The sequence below is a fragment of the Streptomyces sp. NPDC001514 genome (assembly GCF_053597075.1).
In genome coordinates this window covers 1-16,662 of the sequence record NZ_JBSFHO010000013.1, presented here as the reverse complement: position 1 = coordinate 16,662, position 16,662 = coordinate 1, and the positions used below count along the sequence as shown (strand labels likewise).

Sequence of the window (16,662 nt, the reverse complement as noted above, 5' to 3'; positions counted from 1 at the left end):
GGTCCGGTCGACCGGACCGGACCGGCAGGACAGGACAGGACCTAGCCGGTGAATCCGGCGGTGATGGACGTGAACTGCCAGTTGCTCTGGCTGATTCCGGAGCAGTTGCTGACCACTCCGCCGCCGGGGCAGGGCCGGTCACGGTTGACCGACCAGAAGGCCAGCCGCGCGATGTGGTGGGAGTTGGCCCAGTCCTTGATCTGGGTCCAGGTCGCCGGGCTGGTCAGCTCCTGCTGGTCGCTGAGGCCGTTCATGCCCGAGATGCCGATGTGGGCGTAGGCGGTGGCGTCGTCCCAGCCGAAGGTGCTCTTCAGCTTGGTCTTCAGCCCCTCTGTCGCGTTCACGGTGTTGCCGTACATGTCGGCGCCGCCGCCGAAGTCGAACGGCATGATCGTGAAGACGTCGATGTTCGCCTGGAGCGCGTTGGCACGCTCGATGAGCCGGCTGCCCCACCAGGTCGGGCCGGTCGTCGAGGTGCCGAAGGTGATGATGGTCCGCAGGCCCGGGTTGTTCTGCTTGACGATCTTCAGGGCGTTGAGGATGCGGTCCTGGACGGCCTCGTTCTCGAACTCGTCGCTGTTCTCGATGTCGATGTCGATGGCCTTCAGCCCGTACGCGTTGATCACCTGCTGGTACGCGCCCGCGAGCGCTTCCGGCGTGGAGCAGTTGGGGCCGAGCTTGTTGCCGCTCCAGCCGCCGATGGACGGGACGATGTCACCGCCCGCGGCACGGATGGCGTTGATGGTGGACTGGTCGGTGCCGCCGGTGAGCGGCCTGCTGCCGTCCCACGCGGGGTTGCAGCCCCCGGACGAGAGGATGAAGGCCATCGTGAACCACTTGATGCCCGTGGCGCTCATCACGGATGTGGCGCTCGGCGGGTCGCCCCAGCCGAGGTAGAGGTACGGCGCGGCCTGCTTGAAGCCGCCACCGCCGCCACCGCCCGGGTCGGTGGTGACGCTCACGGCGGACGACGCGGGAGAGACGTTGCCGGCCGCGTCGCGGGCCCGGACGGTGAAGCTGTACGAAGTGCTCGCCGCGAGGCCGGTGACGGTGGCGCTGGTGCCGGTCACCGTGGTCGCGAGGGTGGAACCGCGGTAGACGTCGTAGCCGGTGACGCCGACGTTGTCGGTGGAGGCGTTCCAGGCGAGGGAAACGCTGGAGGACGTCTTGCCGGTGGAGCGCAGATTCGTCGGCGTGGTGGGCGCCTGGGTGTCGCCGCCACCTCCGCCGCCGGGTCCGTCGAGGCTGATGTCGTCGGCGTTGTACGTGCCTTGGCCGTACCAGCCGTGGAGGTAGATCTCGGCGCTGGTCTGCGAGGCGCCGGTGGTGAAGCCGACGGTGAGCTGGGTGTAGGAGGCTGCCGACGGCGTCCAGGTGGAGGCGCCGCCGGTGACGCCGAGGTACACGTAGTTGCCGCGGACCCAGCCGGAGAGCGTGTAGGCGGTGTTGGGCTGGACGGCGACGGTCTGGGTGCACTTGGCGTTGTCACTGGTGCTCGCGGCGCCGGCCAGTGCCTTCGTACCGCTGTGCACCGGGCTGCTGACGATCGAGCCCAGTCCGCCGGTGCAGGACCAGCCGGAGAGGGACCCGGACTCGAACCCGGGGTTGGTGAGCAGATTGGCGGCCTGCGCGGTGCTGGGCAGGGCGATGGCGGCGGCCGCGGCCAGCAGCGCCGCGCTGAGGCCGGCCAAGAGCCGGTGTCTGGAACGCACGTGACCTCCCGGTGAGGGGTGGGGGACGGTTCGGCGGACCCTGTCGCGGCGCCACGATTGGTCTGGACCTGCCAGGCGGATTGAAGCGAAGCGCCGCGCCCCCGTCAAGAGCGCGAGCAGGCAGGCCGGGGGCCCACAACTCGCCCCGGTCATCGCAGTTCTGGCGTTCGGTCAGCAGCCCGTGAATTCCCCGGCGATTGGTCTACGCCTTGTCAAGGGCCGGAGCACGGCGAACCCGCCCTGACGCGCCATTGGTACAACCCACGTCGCGGTCCACGTCGCACGCGCCGGCCGGAAAATGATCGAGGCCGGTCCGTCGACTGACGGACCGGCCTCTCCCGGTGGGCGATACTGGGTTCGAACCAGTGACCTCTTCGGTGTGAACGAAGCGCTCTCCCACTGAGCTAATCGCCCGGGAACGCACTGAACCATACAGGTACCGGCGGGTTTCCTTCAAACTCCCTTCGGGGCTTCCCGCAGATACGTGATGAGCCCGCGCCGCCCGCCCCGCATCATCAGCGCGTGATTCGCCCGGAAGACCGGACGCCCCGGTACGGCCAGCAGCCGCATCAGTCTGCGCCGCACCTCCACCTCCTGGTCGTAGCGGGCGCGCGTACCGCCGCCGATGCGCGGCACCAGGGTCCAGCGGGCCCAGCCGACGAGGTCACCGGCGAGCTCCACCTCCAGGATCCGGGAGTCGGGGTCGCGCAGGCGTTCGCGGGCGGTGACGACGAGGTCGTACGGGAGGACGGAGCGGAAGCGGGCGGTGCCGCTGCGGTCGTCCACGGGGGTGACCTCGCGGACCTGCGGCCACCAGCGGGGATAGTTCTCGGCCTGCGCCAGCACGGTGTAGACGAGGCGGGGCTCGGTGGGCAGCTCCCAGACGCTGCGGAAGCGGTAGTGGTGCCAGTCCATGTCCGGACTCTGCGCAGGGAAGGGCGTACTCACGCGCGATCTGAGTATCCGCCTGAGTATCCGCGCGCATTTCGGAGTCGTGTGTCGCACACCACACTGCTCGGCATGGAGAACGTACTGCCGCCCGCCGAGGAACTGCGGCTCCTCGACGGCGAGCTGGCTCAACTCGACGCGCGACGGGCCCAGTTGCTGGCCCGCAGGACCTGGCTGGTGCAGACGCTGCAGGCACTGCAGACACAGCACCGGCCGCACGCCGCGGCTGCCGCTGCAGCCGGGGGACCGGTCGGGGCCGGGGGGCCCGCGTGGCCTTCTCGCCCCGCCCCCGAGACCTCGCCCCCGAGCGCTCAGAACGTGCTCCTCACCCTGGGCGGGATCCTGCTGACGATCGCCGCGATCGCCTTCACCCTGGTCAGCTGGGGTCATATGGGCATCGCCGGACGTTCCCTGGCGCTCGGCGCGGTCACGGTGGCGGCTCTCGCCACGCCGGTCCTGCTGCTGCGGCGCGGGCTCTCGTCGACCGCCGAATCGGTGGCGGCACTGGGTCTGGTCCTGATGGTCCTCGACGCGTACGCCCTCCACCGCGCGGCGCTGCCGCATACGCACGCCGTCGGGTACGCGGCCGTCGCCTCGGGCACGCTGGCCGTGCTCTGGGCGGCCTACGGGCTGGCGCTGCGCAAGCTGCGCATACCGCTGCCGGTGGCCGTCGTGACCGTACAACTCCCGTTGCCGCTCTGGGCTCTGGCGGCGGACGCGAGCGCCCGGACGATCGCGTGGGCGACGCTGGCGACCGCCGCGATCGATGTCGTGATCGCGCTCGTCGTGAAGCCGACGGCCGTCCGAGGGCCGGCGGTCGCTGGTGCGGTGGTCACCGGTGGCTGGTCGCTGCTGACCGGGCTCTGGCTGTCGGTCAGCGCCGGAACGGCGGCGGAGGCCGTGAAGCCTGGCGTTCTGCTCCTCGCGGCCTCGGCTCTCGCACTGGTCGCGGCATGGCGTGCAACGCCGACCCTCTCGCCGGACGGGCAGCCGAACGGACCGCAGGCCGCGCCGGCCGCATCGGCGGCCACGACGACGGCGACGGCGACGGCCTCGATCGCAACGGCCGTGGTGGCGGGGCTGGCCTTGATCGCGGGCGTCGGCGGCGTGCTCCGCGCGACGGTGCCGGACGACTGGGCCGTGCCCGGGTATCTGCTGTGCGCTGTCGCGCTCCTCGCGCTTCTCGCGGCCGTACGGTCCCGGGCTCCGCGCGGCATCCTGATCGGCCTCGGCCTCGCCTCGGCCGTGGTCCACGGGGCCGCGGCCGCCTGGGCGCTGCCGTACGCGGCGACCACGCTCCTGGCCCCGGTCGCGGTCGTCGACGACGTCTGGTCGGGCACCCCCGCCCTGACCGCGCCGCTGCCGGGGATGTTCACCGCCCCGCTGGTCCTGGCCGCGGTGGCCGCCGTCCTGTGGGCGGTGCCCCGCCTCCTCGCGGCCGTGTCCCTCCCCCGCACGGCGATGTCCTGCATCGCGCTCGTCCTCGCCTGGGGCGGCGCCTTCACCGTGCCCGCGACGCTGTCCCTGCCGTACGCGGCCACGCTCGCGGTGCAGCTCCTGTTGGTGACTGCGGCGCTGGTCCCCGCACTCCGCGCCGACGCCCCGGACCGGACGCCGGACGGCGACCACGGCGACCACGGCGACCACGGCGACCACGGCGACCACGGCGACCACGGCGAAGAGCCTGCCCGCCCGGGTGCCACGGCCCTCACCGCGCTCGTCTGCGGCCTGGCCGGCGGGCTGAGCGTGGCACTGCTGGGGCTGACCGCACGGCCTGCCACGTTCGCCGTGCTCGGTGTGCTGACCGTCGTGTCCGTCGCGGCGGCGCTCGTGGCGCGCGGGGCCGTCCAGGCCGTTCTGGCGTGCGCGGCGGTCGTGTGGGCCACCGGGCTGGTCGGGGCCGCGGCCGCGGCCGCCGGGCTGCCGTCCCACCAGGCCGCACTCGCGCTCCTCGCGGTGCCCGCGGCCACCGCGCTGCTCGCCGCCGCACACCTGCGCCGCCACGCCGTCGCGCTTCCGGTCGAGCTCACCGGAGCCTCGGCCGGACTGGTCGCCATCGGTCTGGCGGTGCCGCACCCGCCCACCCTCGCGCTGGTGCTCGCCCTCGCGGGCGTCGTCGCGGCCGGCACGGCCGTGCGGGCCGAGCGGCGGCCCGCCGCCGGACATGTCGCCGCGGTGCTGTTCGTGGCGGCCACGTGGGTGCGGCTCGCGGCGTCGGAGGTGTCCGCGCCCGAGGCGTACACGCTCCCGGTGACCGTTCCGGCGCTCGCCGTCGGCCTGCTGCGCCGGCGCAGGGACCCGGAGGCTTCGTCGTGGGTCGCGTACGGTCCCGGTCTGGCCGCGACACTCGTCCCGAGCCTGTTCGCGGCCTGGGGGGACGCGCACTGGCTGCGCCCGCTGCTCCTCGGTGCGGCCGCGCTCGCGGTCACCCTGGCCGGCGCCAGGCTGCGGCTGCAGGCCCTGCTGGTGCTCGGCGGGCTGACTCTGACGCTGGACGCACTGCACGAGCTCGCCCCGTACGTCGTACAGGTCGTCGGCGCGCTCCCGCGCTGGCTGCCGCCCGCCCTCGCCGGACTGCTGCTCCTCGCGGCAGGCGCGACGTACGAACAGCGTCTGCGCGACGCCCGCAGGCTCCGGGACACCCTGACCCGGATGCGGTGAGCCGGACACACCGATGGGCCGTACGGGTGAAACGCCGAAGGCCCCGGAGACTCTCGGTCTCTGGGGCCTTCGGTCCGGGTGGTGGGCGATACTGGGTTCGAACCAGTGACCTCTTCGGTGTGAACGAAGCGCTCTCCCACTGAGCTAATCGCCCGGGCGCACCGCACACATTACCGCATGTCAGCGGTGCTCCCTGACCATCGGGCCGTCACCCCGGCGTCACTCGTCGATCTTCCAGGGCATGATGAACCCGAACTTCCAGACGTAGATCCCGATCAGCACCGCCATGATCACCAGACCGATCGTGGTCAGGGTGATGTTGCGCCGGCGCACCTTGGGGTCGAGTGCCCGCTGTGCGGCCTCGGTCACCTTCCGCTTCGTCCAGCGCAGGACGAGCTGCGCCCAGACGAACTCGGTGGCCCAGATCGCCATACCGCCGAAGATCACCAGCCAGCCGGGCCCTGGCAGCGGCAGCATGATCACGCCGGCCACCACCACGGCGAGGCCGACGATGAAGACGCCGACCTGCCAGCTGAGGTGCAGCGTCCTGCGCGCCTTCACGAACTCGGGCGCCCGCGATCCGAGCGGCCGCTCATGCGCCGCCTCGTCCTCGCTCACGTCCGCGGTCACGTCCCCCGTGACGGGTTCCGCGGCCGAGGTCGCGGCCGCCTTCTCCCGCTCGTCACTCTCCGCATTCATGATCCCCAAAGTACCTGACGGGAGGCCCCTCGGGAATGACCGCACGGTCGTAGGTCGGACTCCTCCGTACGGGGTACCTCAAGGATCACAAAACAGACAGAGGGGTTTACAACGGCACCGTAGGTGGCATGTCGATTTCGCCGACGTGCGAATCCCCGAGCGCACACTGAGCGAAAGGCCCTGGCGCTTATGAACACCACGGTCAGCTGCGAGCTGCACCTGCGCCTCGTTGTATCGAGCGAGTCCTCACTGCCTGTACCCGCGGGCCTGCGGTATGACACGGCCGATCCTTATGCCGTGCACGCCACCTTCCATACCGGAGCCGAGGAGACGGTCGAGTGGGTGTTCGCCCGTGATCTCCTCGCCGAGGGGCTGCACCGGCCCACCGGCACCGGCGACGTCAGAGTCTGGCCGTCGCGCAGTCATGGCCAGGGCGTCGTCTGCATCGCGCTGAGCTCCCCGGAGGGCGAAGCCCTGCTCGAGGCCCCGGCGCGGGCCCTCGAGTCCTTCCTGAAGCGGACCGACGCCGCGGTGCCACCGGGCACCGAGCATCGTCACTTCGATCTCGATACGGAGCTCTCGCACATCCTGGCCGAAAGCTGAGCCAGACCGAGGGCTGCTCGGCGCCGTCCGACTCGGGGAGACGGCGCCCTGCGGACAACGACATACGGCATACGGCATACGGCGGCGCTGTCACCGCGGATCATCCCGCGGTGACGGCGCCGTCGCGTGCGTGAGCGAGACGCTAGAGTCAGCGCAATTCGGTGGGCGACGCCCGCCCGCAGCCGGCCAGGGAGCGAATCGTGCTGATCCCCCACGACACCCGCATAGCCCTTGACACCGTCGTCGATCTGGTGAACACCGCCACGCCGGAGCGAGCAGAGGGTGATGCGCTCAAGGACGTCTCGTCCCTGTACGACTTCGTACGAAGCCACAACGTCAGTGGAGTGGGTGAGCTGGGCGAGGCCGATCTCGACTCCGTACGGGAGGTGAGGGGCCGTTTCGCGGAGGCCTTCGCTGCGAAGGACCCGCGTGCCGCGGCCGAGCTGATCAACCAGCTCGTCGCCGCCGCGGGCACCACCCCGCAGCTGACGGACCACGACGGCTACGACTGGCATGTCCACTACTTCGCGCCCGGCGCCTCCGTCGCCGACCACCTCGCCGCCGACTGCGGCATGGCGCTGGCCTTCATCGTCGTCGCGGGCGAGCAGGAGCGGCTGCGCCGCTGCGAGGCGCCGGACTGCGGGCGCGCCTTCGTCGACCTCTCCCGCAATCGCTCCCGCCGCTACTGCGACAGCCGCACCTGCGGCAACCGTCTGCACGTCGCCGCGTACCGTGCGCGCCGCAAGGAGGCGGCCGCCGGCTGACGGTCGTCGCCCTCACCGGGGACGTCACAGCAGAAACAGGTCGTGGACCGAGGCGATGAGCAGCAGGAAGCCGATCACCGCGAGAAAGATCATCAGGGGCGGCTGAGAGAGCGCGAAGAGACAGCCACGCGGCTCGTCGGCGGGGGCGGGGGTCTGGCCCCGGGAGGTATCCTGCATCTCGGGGCGATGATGTCGCAGCGCGCCCCGCGATGATCGAACAACACGCCTTGCGATACGGCGAGTTCATCACATTCCGTGGCCGCGACGGTCCCGGTCGGCGGACACCTTCGAGTCGTGCACGGGCTCTGACCTGCGTCATCCGCCTCGATGGCGCCCACGTTCTGCCGTGCGCGCGTCAACTCGTCTCCCCGGTACGAATGTTGACCGGAGCCGGCGCGCAGGTCAGATGCCGTGCTTCTTCAGGATCGCCTCGATGTCGCTGAAGTCGTCTCCCGGGTCGGCGGCGCGCGCCTTCCCCTTCGGCCGGGCCGCGGGCCGGGACGCGCTGCCGAGGGCCGGGGAGCCGGCCGGGGCCGAGGCCGACGGGGCGATCGCCCCCGGGCGTGCGCCGTCCTTGGCGGCCTTGCCCAGGGCGCGGCGCTCCGCGACCCGGGTCGTCATGAAGAGCACCCAGGCGAGCCCGAGGACACCGACGCCCACCCACGCCGTCAAGCTGAACGCCGTGGTGGCGATCCATTGGACGGCACCCGTCAGCACCAGGCCGAGCGGCACCAGCGCATACGCGGCGATACGGGTCGCGGTCCGGAACCGCTTCCGGTACGCCGTGATCGCGGCGATGCCCAGCCCGGCCGCGGACACCGCGGAACAAATGGTCTCGGCAAGCATCCGGTCCTCCAGGCCGAGCGAAGCGAATGGGGACGCCCCAGGCGATGCTCTGGGGGAAGGCGGTACGTCCCTTCCATCCTGCCCTGTCCGGGCCCTTGCGGGCCACGGTCCGCCCGCACATCAGGGAGATCTCCGGGACGCGACTCCTCCCCAGGTCCCGGTGGGGCCGGGTCGGAACCGGTCGGTCCGGTTGGGACGGCCCGAGCGCTGCTGAAAGACTGGGCCCATGAGTGACACCTCCCCCGCCGTGCCCATCGTCCTGGACGTGTGGTGCGAGCTGCAGTGCCCCGACTGCCGTGCCGCCCTCACCGATCTGCGCGCGCTGCGCGAACGCTACGGCGACCGGCTCGAGCTGCGGCTGCGCCACTTCCCCCTGGAGAAGCACAAGCACTCCTTCGCCGCCGCGCAGGCCGCCGAGGAGGCCATCGTGCAGGGTCAGGGGTGGCCTTACGTGGAGGCCGTCCTCGACCGGGTCGAGGAGCTGGACGGCAAGGGCGAACCGTTCCTGCTGGAGATCGCGCGGGAACTCGGCCTGGACACGGACGAGTTCGACACCGCCCTCGTCGACGGTCGCCACATCCTGATCGTCGATGCCGACCAGGCCGAGGGCAAGGCGATCGGGGTCACGGGCACGCCCACGTATGTCGTCGGCGGTGAGCGTCTCGACGGCGGCAAGAGCCAGGAAGGCCTGCGCGAGCGGATCGAGGAGATCACCGACCGCCTCCTCGCCGAGTCGAGCGACGCGTAGTCCGGGGCTCCGCCCCTCACCCCGGCCCGCCCGGTACCGACCGGTGGGCCCGGGTGCCCGTCCTCGAACACCGGACGGGCAAGAAGAGCCTCCTACAGCAACTGCTTGAAGTAGTTGATCTGAGTCGTCCGGTAACCGAGCGACTCGTACAGCCCGAGCGCCGGGGTGTTGCCCGCGAAGACGTGCAGCCCCAGCAGTGACACCCCGGCCTCCGCAAGGGCGACCCGCTCCGCGAGGAGCATCAGCGCCCGCCCGTACCCGCGGCCCCGGTGCGCCTCCGCGACCTCGACGTCGTACACGTACGCGCCCTGCTCCCCCGGACGGACCTCGCGCTCCGCGACCCAGACATGCCCCACCACCGTGCCGTCGGCGACCAGGACGTTCAGCCAGGCGCCGCGGGTGGCGAAGCCGTCGGGGAGGAGATTGCGGTGATCGGCCTCGGACTTCGCGCGGGCCTGGTCGTGCGGCACCCCGCGGGCGACCCACTCACGCGTGTAGTTCTCCACCGCGGCGGTCAGCCACTCCTGGAACTCACCCTCGGTCATGGGCCGCCCTTCGACCCCGTGGGGCAGCCCGGGCAGTGGTCCGTCGGGCAGTTCCTTGAGCATGTTGCGGCTGCGCTCCGTGTACCCGAGCGCGGTGATCAGGCGCAGCGCCGCGGTGTCCTCCGCCGGTACGGAGGCGAGGATCTGCGTACAGCCCCAGCCGCGCAGCACCTCCTCGGCGGCGAGCGCCGCGACCGTGCCCCTTCCGCGCCGCCGATCGGCCTCGTCGATGCGCAGGGACCGTACGACGCCTGCCGACGGGCCGAGCCCGGGATCGGTGGCGAGCTCGATCGCTCCGACGGGCCTGCTGTTCACACAGACGTCGTACGTACGCGACCGGACACCGTCGTCGCTGAGCTGAAGCGGCCCGGACGGCCGCAGGGTCGTGGTCATCAGGGGTGTTCTACCTGTCCCGCGGCTGCCCGTCACCAGGTTTTGCCGGGTTACCGGCTCGGGGCCCTCGGATCGGGGTCGGCAGCGGCGTGGTCCTCGAAGATCCGCATGGCCTTGGCCGTCAGCGGACCGGGCGTCGGGGACAGCTCATGGCTGTCGACGCGGTGCACGGCCTGGACGTCACGGGTGGTGGAGGTCAGGAAGATCTCCTCGGCCCGGTCCAGCACGTCCAGCGGCAGATCGGCCTCCAGCGCGCCGGTCCAGTCCATCGTCAGCGCACGGGTGATCCCGGCGAGGCAGCCCGAGGACAGGGGCGGCGTGTACAGCTGGCCGTCGAGGACGACGAAGACGTTGGAACCGGTGCCCTCGCAGAGCTGCCCCACCGTGTTGGCGAAGAGCGCCTCGGACGCGCCCTGCTCGTGAGCGCGGGCCAGGGCGACGACGTTCTCGGCGTACGAGGTGGTCTTGAGTCCGGCCAGCGCTCCGCGCTCGTTGCGGGTCCACGGAACGGTGATCACGGCAGTGGTGTCGGGACGGCGCTTGGCCTCGGCGGCCGCGACGACGAGGGTGGCGCCCTGGTTGCCCCGGTCCGAGCCGAGCGGCGAGAGCCCGCCGGTGTAGGTGATCCGCAGCCGGCCGAGCGGCATGGGGTTGGCTTCCAGGACGGCCTCGCAGGCGCGGCGCACCTCGTCGTGGTCCGGGTCGGGCAGACCGAGGCCGCGGGCGGAGCGGGTGAGCCGGTCGAGGTGCTGCGTGAGGGCGAAGGGGCGGCCCTCGGTCGCCTTCACGGTCTCGAAGATGCCGTCGCCCACGGTCAGCCCGTGGTCGAACACGGACACCAGGGCGGTGTCCGCGTCCCGCAGTCCGCCGTTGACCCAGATCCTCATCACGCGGTCCTTCCACTCTGCGCGTACGTGCCCGACGCTACCGCGAGCAGCCGGGAGGCCTTCAGCTCGGTCTCGTCCCACTCGCGGTCCGGGTCGGATCCCCAGGTGATGCCGGCGCCGGTGCCGAAGCGCAGGACGCCGAGGGCGCGGTCGATCCAGAAGGTGCGTATCCCGACCGCCAGCTCGCCGGTGCGGCGGTCGGCGTCGACCCAGCCGATGCCTCCGCAGTACGGCCCGCGCGGCGCCGTCTCCAGGGCCTCGATGATCCGCAGGGCGCTCGATTTGGGCGCGCCCGTGACCGAGCCGGGCGGGAAGGTGGCGTCGAGCAGCTCGGGCCAGCCCGCGCCGGGGGTGAGCTCACCGCGCACGGTGGACACCAGGTGGACGAGCCCCGGGTGGGGCTCGACGGCGCAGAGGGCCGGCACGGTCACCGAACCGGTGGCACAGACCCGCCCCAGATCGTTGCGGACCAGGTCCACGATCATCACGTTCTCGGCGTGGTCCTTCTCCAGCAGATCGGCGGCCGTACGGCCGGTGCCCTTGATCGGTCCGGACTCGACCGTGCGGCCGTCACGTCGGAGATAGAGCTCGGGCGACGCGGTGGCGATCTCCACGCCGTGCGCGGGCAGCCGGATCGTTCCTGCATACGGAGCCGGGTTGCCGCGCGCCAGGAGAGCGGTCAGGGCGTCGACGTCGGCGGCGTCCGGGTCGGGCAGGAGTGCGGACAGGACGCGGCAGAGGTTCGCCTGGTAGACCTCGCCTGCGGCGATGTGCTCGCGGATGCGGCGCACGCCCGCGGTGTACGCGGCCCGGTCCAGCGACGACGTCCAGGCCTCGGCCGCGGGCCCGCGCCAGGCCTCCGGGTCGGGCGCCGGCACCGGCGCGGGGCGGACGTCTCCGAAGCGGGCGCAGGTGAGGCTGCCTTCGAAGTCGGCCGCGACGGCCCAGAAGCCGGAGGAGTCGAGGGCCTCGGGGTCACTGGTGACATCCCTGAGGTCGGTTGCGACGAGGCCGCCGAAGCGGGCCAGAGGAGCGAGGTCGTGCACGGCTGTGAGTCTATGGCGGGCCGGTGGCGGCCGCTGCGGGCCTGCTCCGGGACGGTTTCCGTCGGCTGCGACCTGCACCCGGTGGTGAACCCGCCGTGAACACAGCTCAGCACGCTGCGGAAACGCGTTTTTGTGCTGGCCCGGGAATCCGCTAGAGTTCAACACGTCGCCGGGACGCGAGAGCGGACCGGGAAACGACAGGCGGACGTGGCTCAGTTGGTAGAGCATCACCTTGCCAAGGTGAGGGTCGCGAGTTCGAATCTCGTCGTCCGCTCGAAGTGGGGGATCTTCCCGAGAACCCCTGCAGCTCCTGGTGGAGTGGCCGAGAGGCGAGGCAACGGCCTGCAAAGCCGTCTACACGGGTTCAAATCCCGTCTCCACCTCCAAGGACGATTAGCTCAGCGGGAGAGCGCTTCCCTGACACGGAAGAGGTCACTGGTTCAATCCCAGTATCGTCCACTGGACCTGCGAGGGTCCCCCGCGCGATTAGCTCAGCGGGAGAGCGCTTCCCTGACACGGAAGAGGTCACTGGTTCAATCCCAGTATCGCGCACGCAGTGCCCATGGCCCCCGGGCCGTGGTCCCGAGGACGATTAGCTCAGCGGGAGAGCGCTTCCCTGACACGGAAGAGGTCACTGGTTCAATCCCAGTATCGTCCACAGCCCGGAGCCCCCGGCCGCACATCGCGGCCGGGGGCTCCGTCGTGTGCCCGCTCAGGAGGAGAAGAGCATCCGGCCGAAGCTCCGCTGGCGGTAGTGGCCGCCGTGGTGGCCGTGCTGCGGGGCACCCCAGGCCGGGGCGGCGGGCGCGGGGTAGGCCTGCGGCGCCGGAGGCGCGGGCGGGGCCTGCTGGGTCCACTGGGACTCCAGGCGGGTCAGCGCCTCCAGCTCGCCGTAGTCGAGGAATATCCCCCGGCAGCCGCTGCACTGCTCGATCTGGACGCCGTTGCGGTTGTAGGTGTGCATGGGTGCATGGCACTTGGGACACTGCATGGTTCGGCTCAGCTCCTCGCCGTTCGGATGATGGTTTCAGCCTACGACGGGATCATGCCTCCAACTCGGGCAGGAGGGAGGCAATTCGGGCACAGGCGTCCACCATCAGCCGTTCCACGTCATCGAGACCGCGGCCTTCCGCCGCGCTCTTGGCGAGGGCGAGGGCGGCGCTCTGCACGGTCAGGGCGCGGGCGGGGACGTCGAGTTGGGGCCAGGGGTCGTAGGGTGCGGGCGGGACGGCAGGACCGTCGGCGGCCCGGTAAGCGGTGAGGAAGCGCGTCCAGACGTCGGGCGGCAGGAGCCCTGCCGCGTACCAGGCGGCGGGGCGGGCGAGGTCCCAGGCGGGGTCGCCGAGGCCGAGGTCGTCGACGTCGATGAGCAGCCAGGGGCCGTCGTGTGCGGGGTGGCGGACGAGCTGTCCGAGATGCAGGTCTCCATGGCAGAGCCTGGACGGGCGGGGCGAGGGAGCCTCGTCACGGGCCCAGGCGGGGAGTGTGCGCCAGGCGTCGAGGACGGGCCGGGCGGCGGGGTGGTGCGCCTGCGCTGCCCGCGCGACGGCTGCGGCCGCCTTGGCGGGGCCGCGCATGGGCGGCAGCGGGCCGGGCAGCCCGTCGAGCGGCACGAGGTGGAGCCGGGCGAGGAGGGCCCCGGCCTCCTCCCACGGGGCCGCGTCCGGGTCCCTGGGGTCCACGGGCGTCCCGTACGGCCAGGCGGAGACGGGGCGCCCGTCGAGCGCGGGGGCGGTAAGGGGGATGGGCGGCAGCAGAATCCCCGCGAGCCGTGGGTGCGCGGCGACGGCGACGCGTATGTCGTGCCCATCGGGATCGGTGCCGGCCGCGTGCGCCTTGGCGACGGCCTGCCCGTGCCGTACGACGACGCCGTCCTCGCGCTCGGCCAGTACGTCCGTGGCCCGCCCGCAGGCCCGGCAGGCTGCCTGCCCCGGTACGTGGGCGGCGCCCCGCGCGACCTCCGAAAGCACGCCCACGAGTGTGCTGTTGCCATGCTCCACGCTGCGAGCTTACGGGGCTCGGGGTGCGTGTCCGTCTGCGGCCCGGTGGGTGGTTTGTGTCCACCCGTTCCTCCCCCTAGGACTTCGTCCTGGGGGACCCCCAGCGGAACGACTGCCCACAAACCAGGGCGGACGGCGGACTACCGGGGCGGGGCTGTGCAGGGTCGCCCCCGCAGAAATCGGCGGCTTGTGCCGGATGACGCCGTACCCAACCGATTTCGAGGAGGCGAGCCCGGAGGGACCCCGCCCCACCACCCACCCACAGCAGCCGCACCCAGCCCGTCCGGGGGTGCCCCCACGCCGCAGGGCGTAGGGGGAGCTTTGGGACGGACACACCGGACGCCACCACGGCACCGGGCACCCTCGTCCGGAGGCGGTTGCGGGGGGCCGGGGGCGGCAGGCCCCGGGAACAAGACATGGCGTTGGCCGGCCAGCTCCCCAGCTGGCCGGCCGAACGCTGTCGTCCGCCGCACCCCCGTCCCCACGGGGTATGGGTGGGATGTCCCCGACCCGGGCCGCTCTCCCGGGTCCGGGGCGCCGCTCAGCGCCCCAGCATCACGCCCACGGACGACGCCTGTGTGACCACCGCTTCCCAGCCGCCGAAGGCGACGACGAGCAGGGTCGCGAGAGGGAGCACCATCACCGTCGCCACCAACGGGTGACGTCGGCCGGACGGGCGGCCGCCGAACGCGGCGAAAGCCTTGCGTCCCTGCGTGCGGATCATGGTCCGCGATGCCGTACCCGCCATGGGTCCTCTCCTGTCGTGGTTGGCAGCGGCGGGTGTCTGACCTCGGGGGACGAGTGCTCCACCCGCCGCTTGACCTCAACACTAGGGACGCGGTCGGCCGCGGGCGTCATGCCCGCGTACCGATTGCCGGGCCTCCCGGAGGATGAGCCACCCGCCGCTCACGTACTCCCCTGGGTGGAGAAGTGGACCCAGGCCTGAGGGTCTTCCCGGAGGGGACGCCTCGACGAGCCCTCCTACGAGCCCTCCGAGGAGTCCTCCCTCGGCACCGGCTGCTCGACCAGCGCCAGCACCCTGTTGGCCATGAAGCGGGCCGTCCGCACCACCGTCCCGTTGCGCGTGACTTCGCTCACTTCCACCACCCCGCGCCGCACCGCCGTCTCCACCCGGCGCCCCGCCCGGCTTGCCACCACTTCGTACGTCCTTGTCGTGTCACCCGCGTCCACGACTATCTCCACCCGGTCACCCTTCATCGATCCAATCCCCCTTCTGCGACGGACCATTGGGAAATCGCACGGACCGGAAGCCCTGGACCGACGGCTTCCTGACCACCCTTCAAGTTTCCCACCCGGCACTGACAATCGATCGGCTTGCGAGGGCGCGGCCTATGAGCACACCGGGCTGCGGATACGTAAGCTGTGCCACGTCAAACGGATAACCGCGGCTGCGGGGGTGGGGTCTCCCCACCGTAGGTAGGGGACGGACATGGCGATGATGCGGCTCCGGCGCGAGGATCCGCGTGTCGTCGGCTCGTTCAGGCTGCACCGGCGGCTCGGCGCGGGCGGGATGGGGGTCGTGTACCTCGGTTCCGACCGCCGCGGGCAGCGTGTGGCGCTGAAGGTGATCCGGCCGGATCTGGCGGAGGATCAGGAGTTCCGTTCCCGCTTCGCCCGCGAGGTGTCCGCCGCGCGGCGGATCCGGGGCGGCTGCACGGCCCGGCTGGTGGCGGCCGATCTCGAGGCCGACCGGCCCTGGTTCGCCACCCAGTACGTGCCCGGGCCCTCGCTGCACGACAAGGTGGCCGGGAGCGGCTCGCTCACCGCGGCCGAGACCGCGGCGATCGGGGCGGCGCTGTCGGAAGGCCTGGTGGCCGTCCACGAGGCCGGGGTCGTGCACCGTGACCTGAAGCCGTCGAACATTCTCCTCTCCCCCAAGGGTCCGCGGATCATCGACTTCGGCATCGCCTGGGCGACGGGGGCGTCCACGCTCACGCACGTCGGTACGGCGGTGGGCTCGCCCGGCTTCCTCGCGCCCGAGCAGGTGCGCGGCGCCGCCGTCACTCCCGCGACCGACGTGTTCTCACTGGGCGCGACGCTTGCGTACGCCGCGACCGGCGACTCCCCCTTCGGGCAGGGCAGTTCCGAGGTCATGCTGTACCGGGTGGTGCACGAGGAGCCGCAACTGTACGGCGTGCCGGACGCGCTGGCCCCGCTGCTGCGGGCGTGTCTGGCCAAGGATCCGGACCAGCGTCCGAGCACCCTGCAGCTGTCGATGCGGCTGAAGGAGATCGCCGCGCGCGAGGCTCAGGGGCTGCTGCCCGAGGCACGGCCGCCGGCTCAGCGCGAGCGGGCCGAGCAGGACCTGTCGTCGGGACGGCACACCGCCCGGTACACGGAGCGGAACACGCAGGGGCGCCCGGCGGGGACCGCGGGCGCGCCCGCGCCCCGGGACCGGGTGTCCCGCCCGTCCCATCCGTCGCGCTCCTCGGGGACTTCGCGTCCGTCGGGGCCGCGCACGGGTGACTCGCGCCCGTCGCAGTCCCGGGGCGGCACGGGCACGGGTGGTCGTCCCGCCGCCTCCCGGCCCGGTGTGCGGACGACGTCCACCGGGCGCAGGCCCGCGAATCCGCGGCTGCTGCGTCAGCGGATCTTCGTGTTCGTCGTGGTGACCCTGGTCGTGGCGCTGGGGATCACGGTGGCGCAGGGTCTGCGGGGCTAGCAGCGCCCACAGGCCCCCTCTCGGCCTCTCGGCTAGGTCCTGTCCGGTCGATCAGGCCGGATCAGTGAGCGGGGTCTGGTGCCGTACATCGCAAGGCGGAGGTGGGGGTCCCCCCGCCGAAGGCAGG

At 72.0% G+C, this 16,662-nt stretch carries 17 protein-coding genes and 7 tRNA genes; 10 read left to right on the top strand and 14 right to left on the bottom strand.

Features of this window, described 5'->3' with window-relative positions:
• Positions 1-41: 41 nt before the first annotated feature.
• The 3 genes from ACWCXB_RS15900 to ACWCXB_RS15890 form a co-directional block, all read right to left on the bottom strand.
• Entirely contained in the window at positions 42-1,712 is a 1,671-nt protein-coding gene (locus ACWCXB_RS15900; RefSeq protein WP_450723133.1) for a carbohydrate binding domain-containing protein, read from the bottom strand.
• Positions 1,713-2,054: 342 nt separating this feature from the next.
• Positions 2,055-2,126, bottom strand: a tRNA-Val gene (locus ACWCXB_RS15895).
• Between the two features lie 39 nt (positions 2,127-2,165).
• Positions 2,166-2,627 carry an SRPBCC family protein gene (locus ACWCXB_RS15890; protein ID WP_450723131.1) on the bottom strand — a complete coding sequence of 154 codons (462 nt, stop codon included), beginning with the start codon at positions 2,625-2,627 and terminating at the stop codon, positions 2,166-2,168.
• Between the two features lie 105 nt (positions 2,628-2,732).
• Here ACWCXB_RS15890 and ACWCXB_RS15885 point away from each other — a divergent pair, with 105 nt between their 5' ends.
• The gene (locus ACWCXB_RS15885) at positions 2,733-5,321 is read left to right on the top strand and encodes an SCO7613 C-terminal domain-containing membrane protein (RefSeq protein ID WP_450723129.1); all 2,589 of its coding nucleotides are present in this window, start codon (positions 2,733-2,735) and stop codon (positions 5,319-5,321) included.
• 79 nt (positions 5,322-5,400) lie between these two features.
• Here ACWCXB_RS15885 and ACWCXB_RS15880 read toward each other — a convergent pair.
• A tRNA-Val gene (locus tag ACWCXB_RS15880) sits at positions 5,401-5,475 on the bottom strand.
• Positions 5,476-5,540: 65 nt separating this feature from the next.
• A complete protein-coding gene (locus tag ACWCXB_RS15875) occupies positions 5,541-6,020 on the bottom strand; it encodes a TIGR02611 family protein (protein WP_450723127.1) in 480 nt (159 codons plus the stop codon).
• A gap of 189 nt (positions 6,021-6,209) precedes the next feature.
• Here ACWCXB_RS15875 and ACWCXB_RS15870 point away from each other — a divergent pair, with 189 nt between their 5' ends.
• Both ACWCXB_RS15870 and ACWCXB_RS15865 read left to right on the top strand, forming a co-directional pair.
• Positions 6,210-6,623 carry an SsgA family sporulation/cell division regulator gene (locus ACWCXB_RS15870; RefSeq protein WP_003959770.1) on the top strand — a complete coding sequence of 138 codons (414 nt, stop codon included), beginning with the start codon at positions 6,210-6,212 and terminating at the stop codon, positions 6,621-6,623.
• A 200-nt stretch (positions 6,624-6,823) separates the two neighbouring features.
• Complete coding sequence (locus ACWCXB_RS15865; RefSeq protein ID WP_450723125.1) at positions 6,824-7,387, top strand: CGNR zinc finger domain-containing protein; 564 nt, start codon at positions 6,824-6,826, stop codon at positions 7,385-7,387.
• Between the two features lie 24 nt (positions 7,388-7,411).
• Here ACWCXB_RS15865 and ACWCXB_RS15860 read toward each other — a convergent pair whose 3' ends face one another.
• Together ACWCXB_RS15860 and ACWCXB_RS15855 are read right to left on the bottom strand one after the other, a co-directional pair.
• Entirely contained in the window at positions 7,412-7,564 is a 153-nt protein-coding gene (locus ACWCXB_RS15860; RefSeq protein WP_450723123.1) for a hypothetical protein, read from the bottom strand.
• A gap of 225 nt (positions 7,565-7,789) precedes the next feature.
• Positions 7,790-8,233, bottom strand: coding sequence for a hypothetical protein (locus ACWCXB_RS15855; RefSeq protein ID WP_450723121.1), 444 nt, complete (start codon positions 8,231-8,233; stop codon positions 7,790-7,792).
• Positions 8,234-8,459: 226 nt separating this feature from the next.
• On the opposite strand from ACWCXB_RS15855, the gene ACWCXB_RS15850 reads away from it, so the two are divergent.
• The gene (locus ACWCXB_RS15850; protein WP_450723119.1) at positions 8,460-8,981 is read left to right on the top strand and encodes a DsbA family protein; all 522 of its coding nucleotides are present in this window, start codon (positions 8,460-8,462) and stop codon (positions 8,979-8,981) included.
• Positions 8,982-9,073: 92 nt separating this feature from the next.
• Here ACWCXB_RS15850 and ACWCXB_RS15845 read toward each other — a convergent pair whose 3' ends face one another.
• From ACWCXB_RS15845 to ACWCXB_RS15835, 3 genes are read right to left on the bottom strand one after another with little or no spacing between them, the layout of a single operon-like run.
• Positions 9,074-9,919 carry a GNAT family N-acetyltransferase gene (locus ACWCXB_RS15845; protein ID WP_450723117.1) on the bottom strand — a complete coding sequence of 282 codons (846 nt, stop codon included), beginning with the start codon at positions 9,917-9,919 and terminating at the stop codon, positions 9,074-9,076.
• A gap of 50 nt (positions 9,920-9,969) precedes the next feature.
• Positions 9,970-10,806: an aminotransferase class IV gene (locus ACWCXB_RS15840; protein ID WP_450723115.1), complete on the bottom strand. Its 837-nt coding sequence runs from the start codon at positions 10,804-10,806 to the stop codon at positions 9,970-9,972.
• Complete coding sequence (locus ACWCXB_RS15835; RefSeq protein WP_450723113.1) at positions 10,806-11,852, bottom strand: chorismate-binding protein; 1,047 nt, start codon at positions 11,850-11,852, stop codon at positions 10,806-10,808. Before ACWCXB_RS15835 ends, ACWCXB_RS15840 begins: the two co-directional genes overlap by 1 nt.
• Positions 11,853-12,053: 201 nt before the next feature.
• Here ACWCXB_RS15835 and ACWCXB_RS15830 point away from each other — a divergent pair.
• From ACWCXB_RS15830 to ACWCXB_RS15810, 5 genes are all read left to right on the top strand, one after another.
• Positions 12,054-12,126: transfer RNA gene (locus tag ACWCXB_RS15830), tRNA-Gly, on the top strand.
• 38 nt (positions 12,127-12,164) lie between these two features.
• Positions 12,165-12,238 (top strand) — tRNA-Cys (locus tag ACWCXB_RS15825).
• A 1-nt stretch (position 12,239) separates the two neighbouring features.
• Positions 12,240-12,311, top strand: a tRNA-Val gene (locus ACWCXB_RS15820).
• A 21-nt stretch (positions 12,312-12,332) separates the two neighbouring features.
• Positions 12,333-12,404 (top strand) — tRNA-Val (locus ACWCXB_RS15815).
• Between the two features lie 34 nt (positions 12,405-12,438).
• Positions 12,439-12,510, top strand: a tRNA-Val gene (locus ACWCXB_RS15810).
• 54 nt (positions 12,511-12,564) lie between these two features.
• On the opposite strand, the gene ACWCXB_RS15805 is transcribed toward ACWCXB_RS15810, so the two are convergent.
• The 4 genes from ACWCXB_RS15805 to ACWCXB_RS15790 all read right to left on the bottom strand — a co-directional run bounded on the left by ACWCXB_RS15805 (position 12,565) and on the right by ACWCXB_RS15790 (position 15,070).
• Entirely contained in the window at positions 12,565-12,843 is a 279-nt protein-coding gene (locus ACWCXB_RS15805) for a TFIIB-type zinc ribbon-containing protein (RefSeq protein ID WP_450723111.1), read from the bottom strand.
• A 52-nt stretch (positions 12,844-12,895) separates the two neighbouring features.
• The gene (locus ACWCXB_RS15800; protein WP_450723109.1) at positions 12,896-13,852 is read right to left on the bottom strand and encodes a phosphotransferase family protein; all 957 of its coding nucleotides are present in this window, start codon (positions 13,850-13,852) and stop codon (positions 12,896-12,898) included.
• Between the two features lie 541 nt (positions 13,853-14,393).
• Positions 14,394-14,600 (bottom strand): hypothetical protein, encoded by a 207-nt coding sequence (locus ACWCXB_RS15795; RefSeq protein WP_450723107.1) that lies wholly within the window; start codon positions 14,598-14,600, stop codon positions 14,394-14,396.
• Between the two features lie 233 nt (positions 14,601-14,833).
• Positions 14,834-15,070 carry a hypothetical protein gene (locus ACWCXB_RS15790; protein WP_450723105.1) on the bottom strand — a complete coding sequence of 79 codons (237 nt, stop codon included), beginning with the start codon at positions 15,068-15,070 and terminating at the stop codon, positions 14,834-14,836.
• A 232-nt stretch (positions 15,071-15,302) separates the two neighbouring features.
• Here ACWCXB_RS15790 and ACWCXB_RS15785 point away from each other — a divergent pair, with 232 nt between their 5' ends.
• On the top strand, positions 15,303-16,535 hold the full coding sequence (locus ACWCXB_RS15785; RefSeq protein WP_450723104.1) for a serine/threonine-protein kinase: 1,233 nt from the start codon (positions 15,303-15,305) through the stop codon (positions 16,533-16,535).
• Positions 16,536-16,662: the final 127 nt, after the last annotated feature.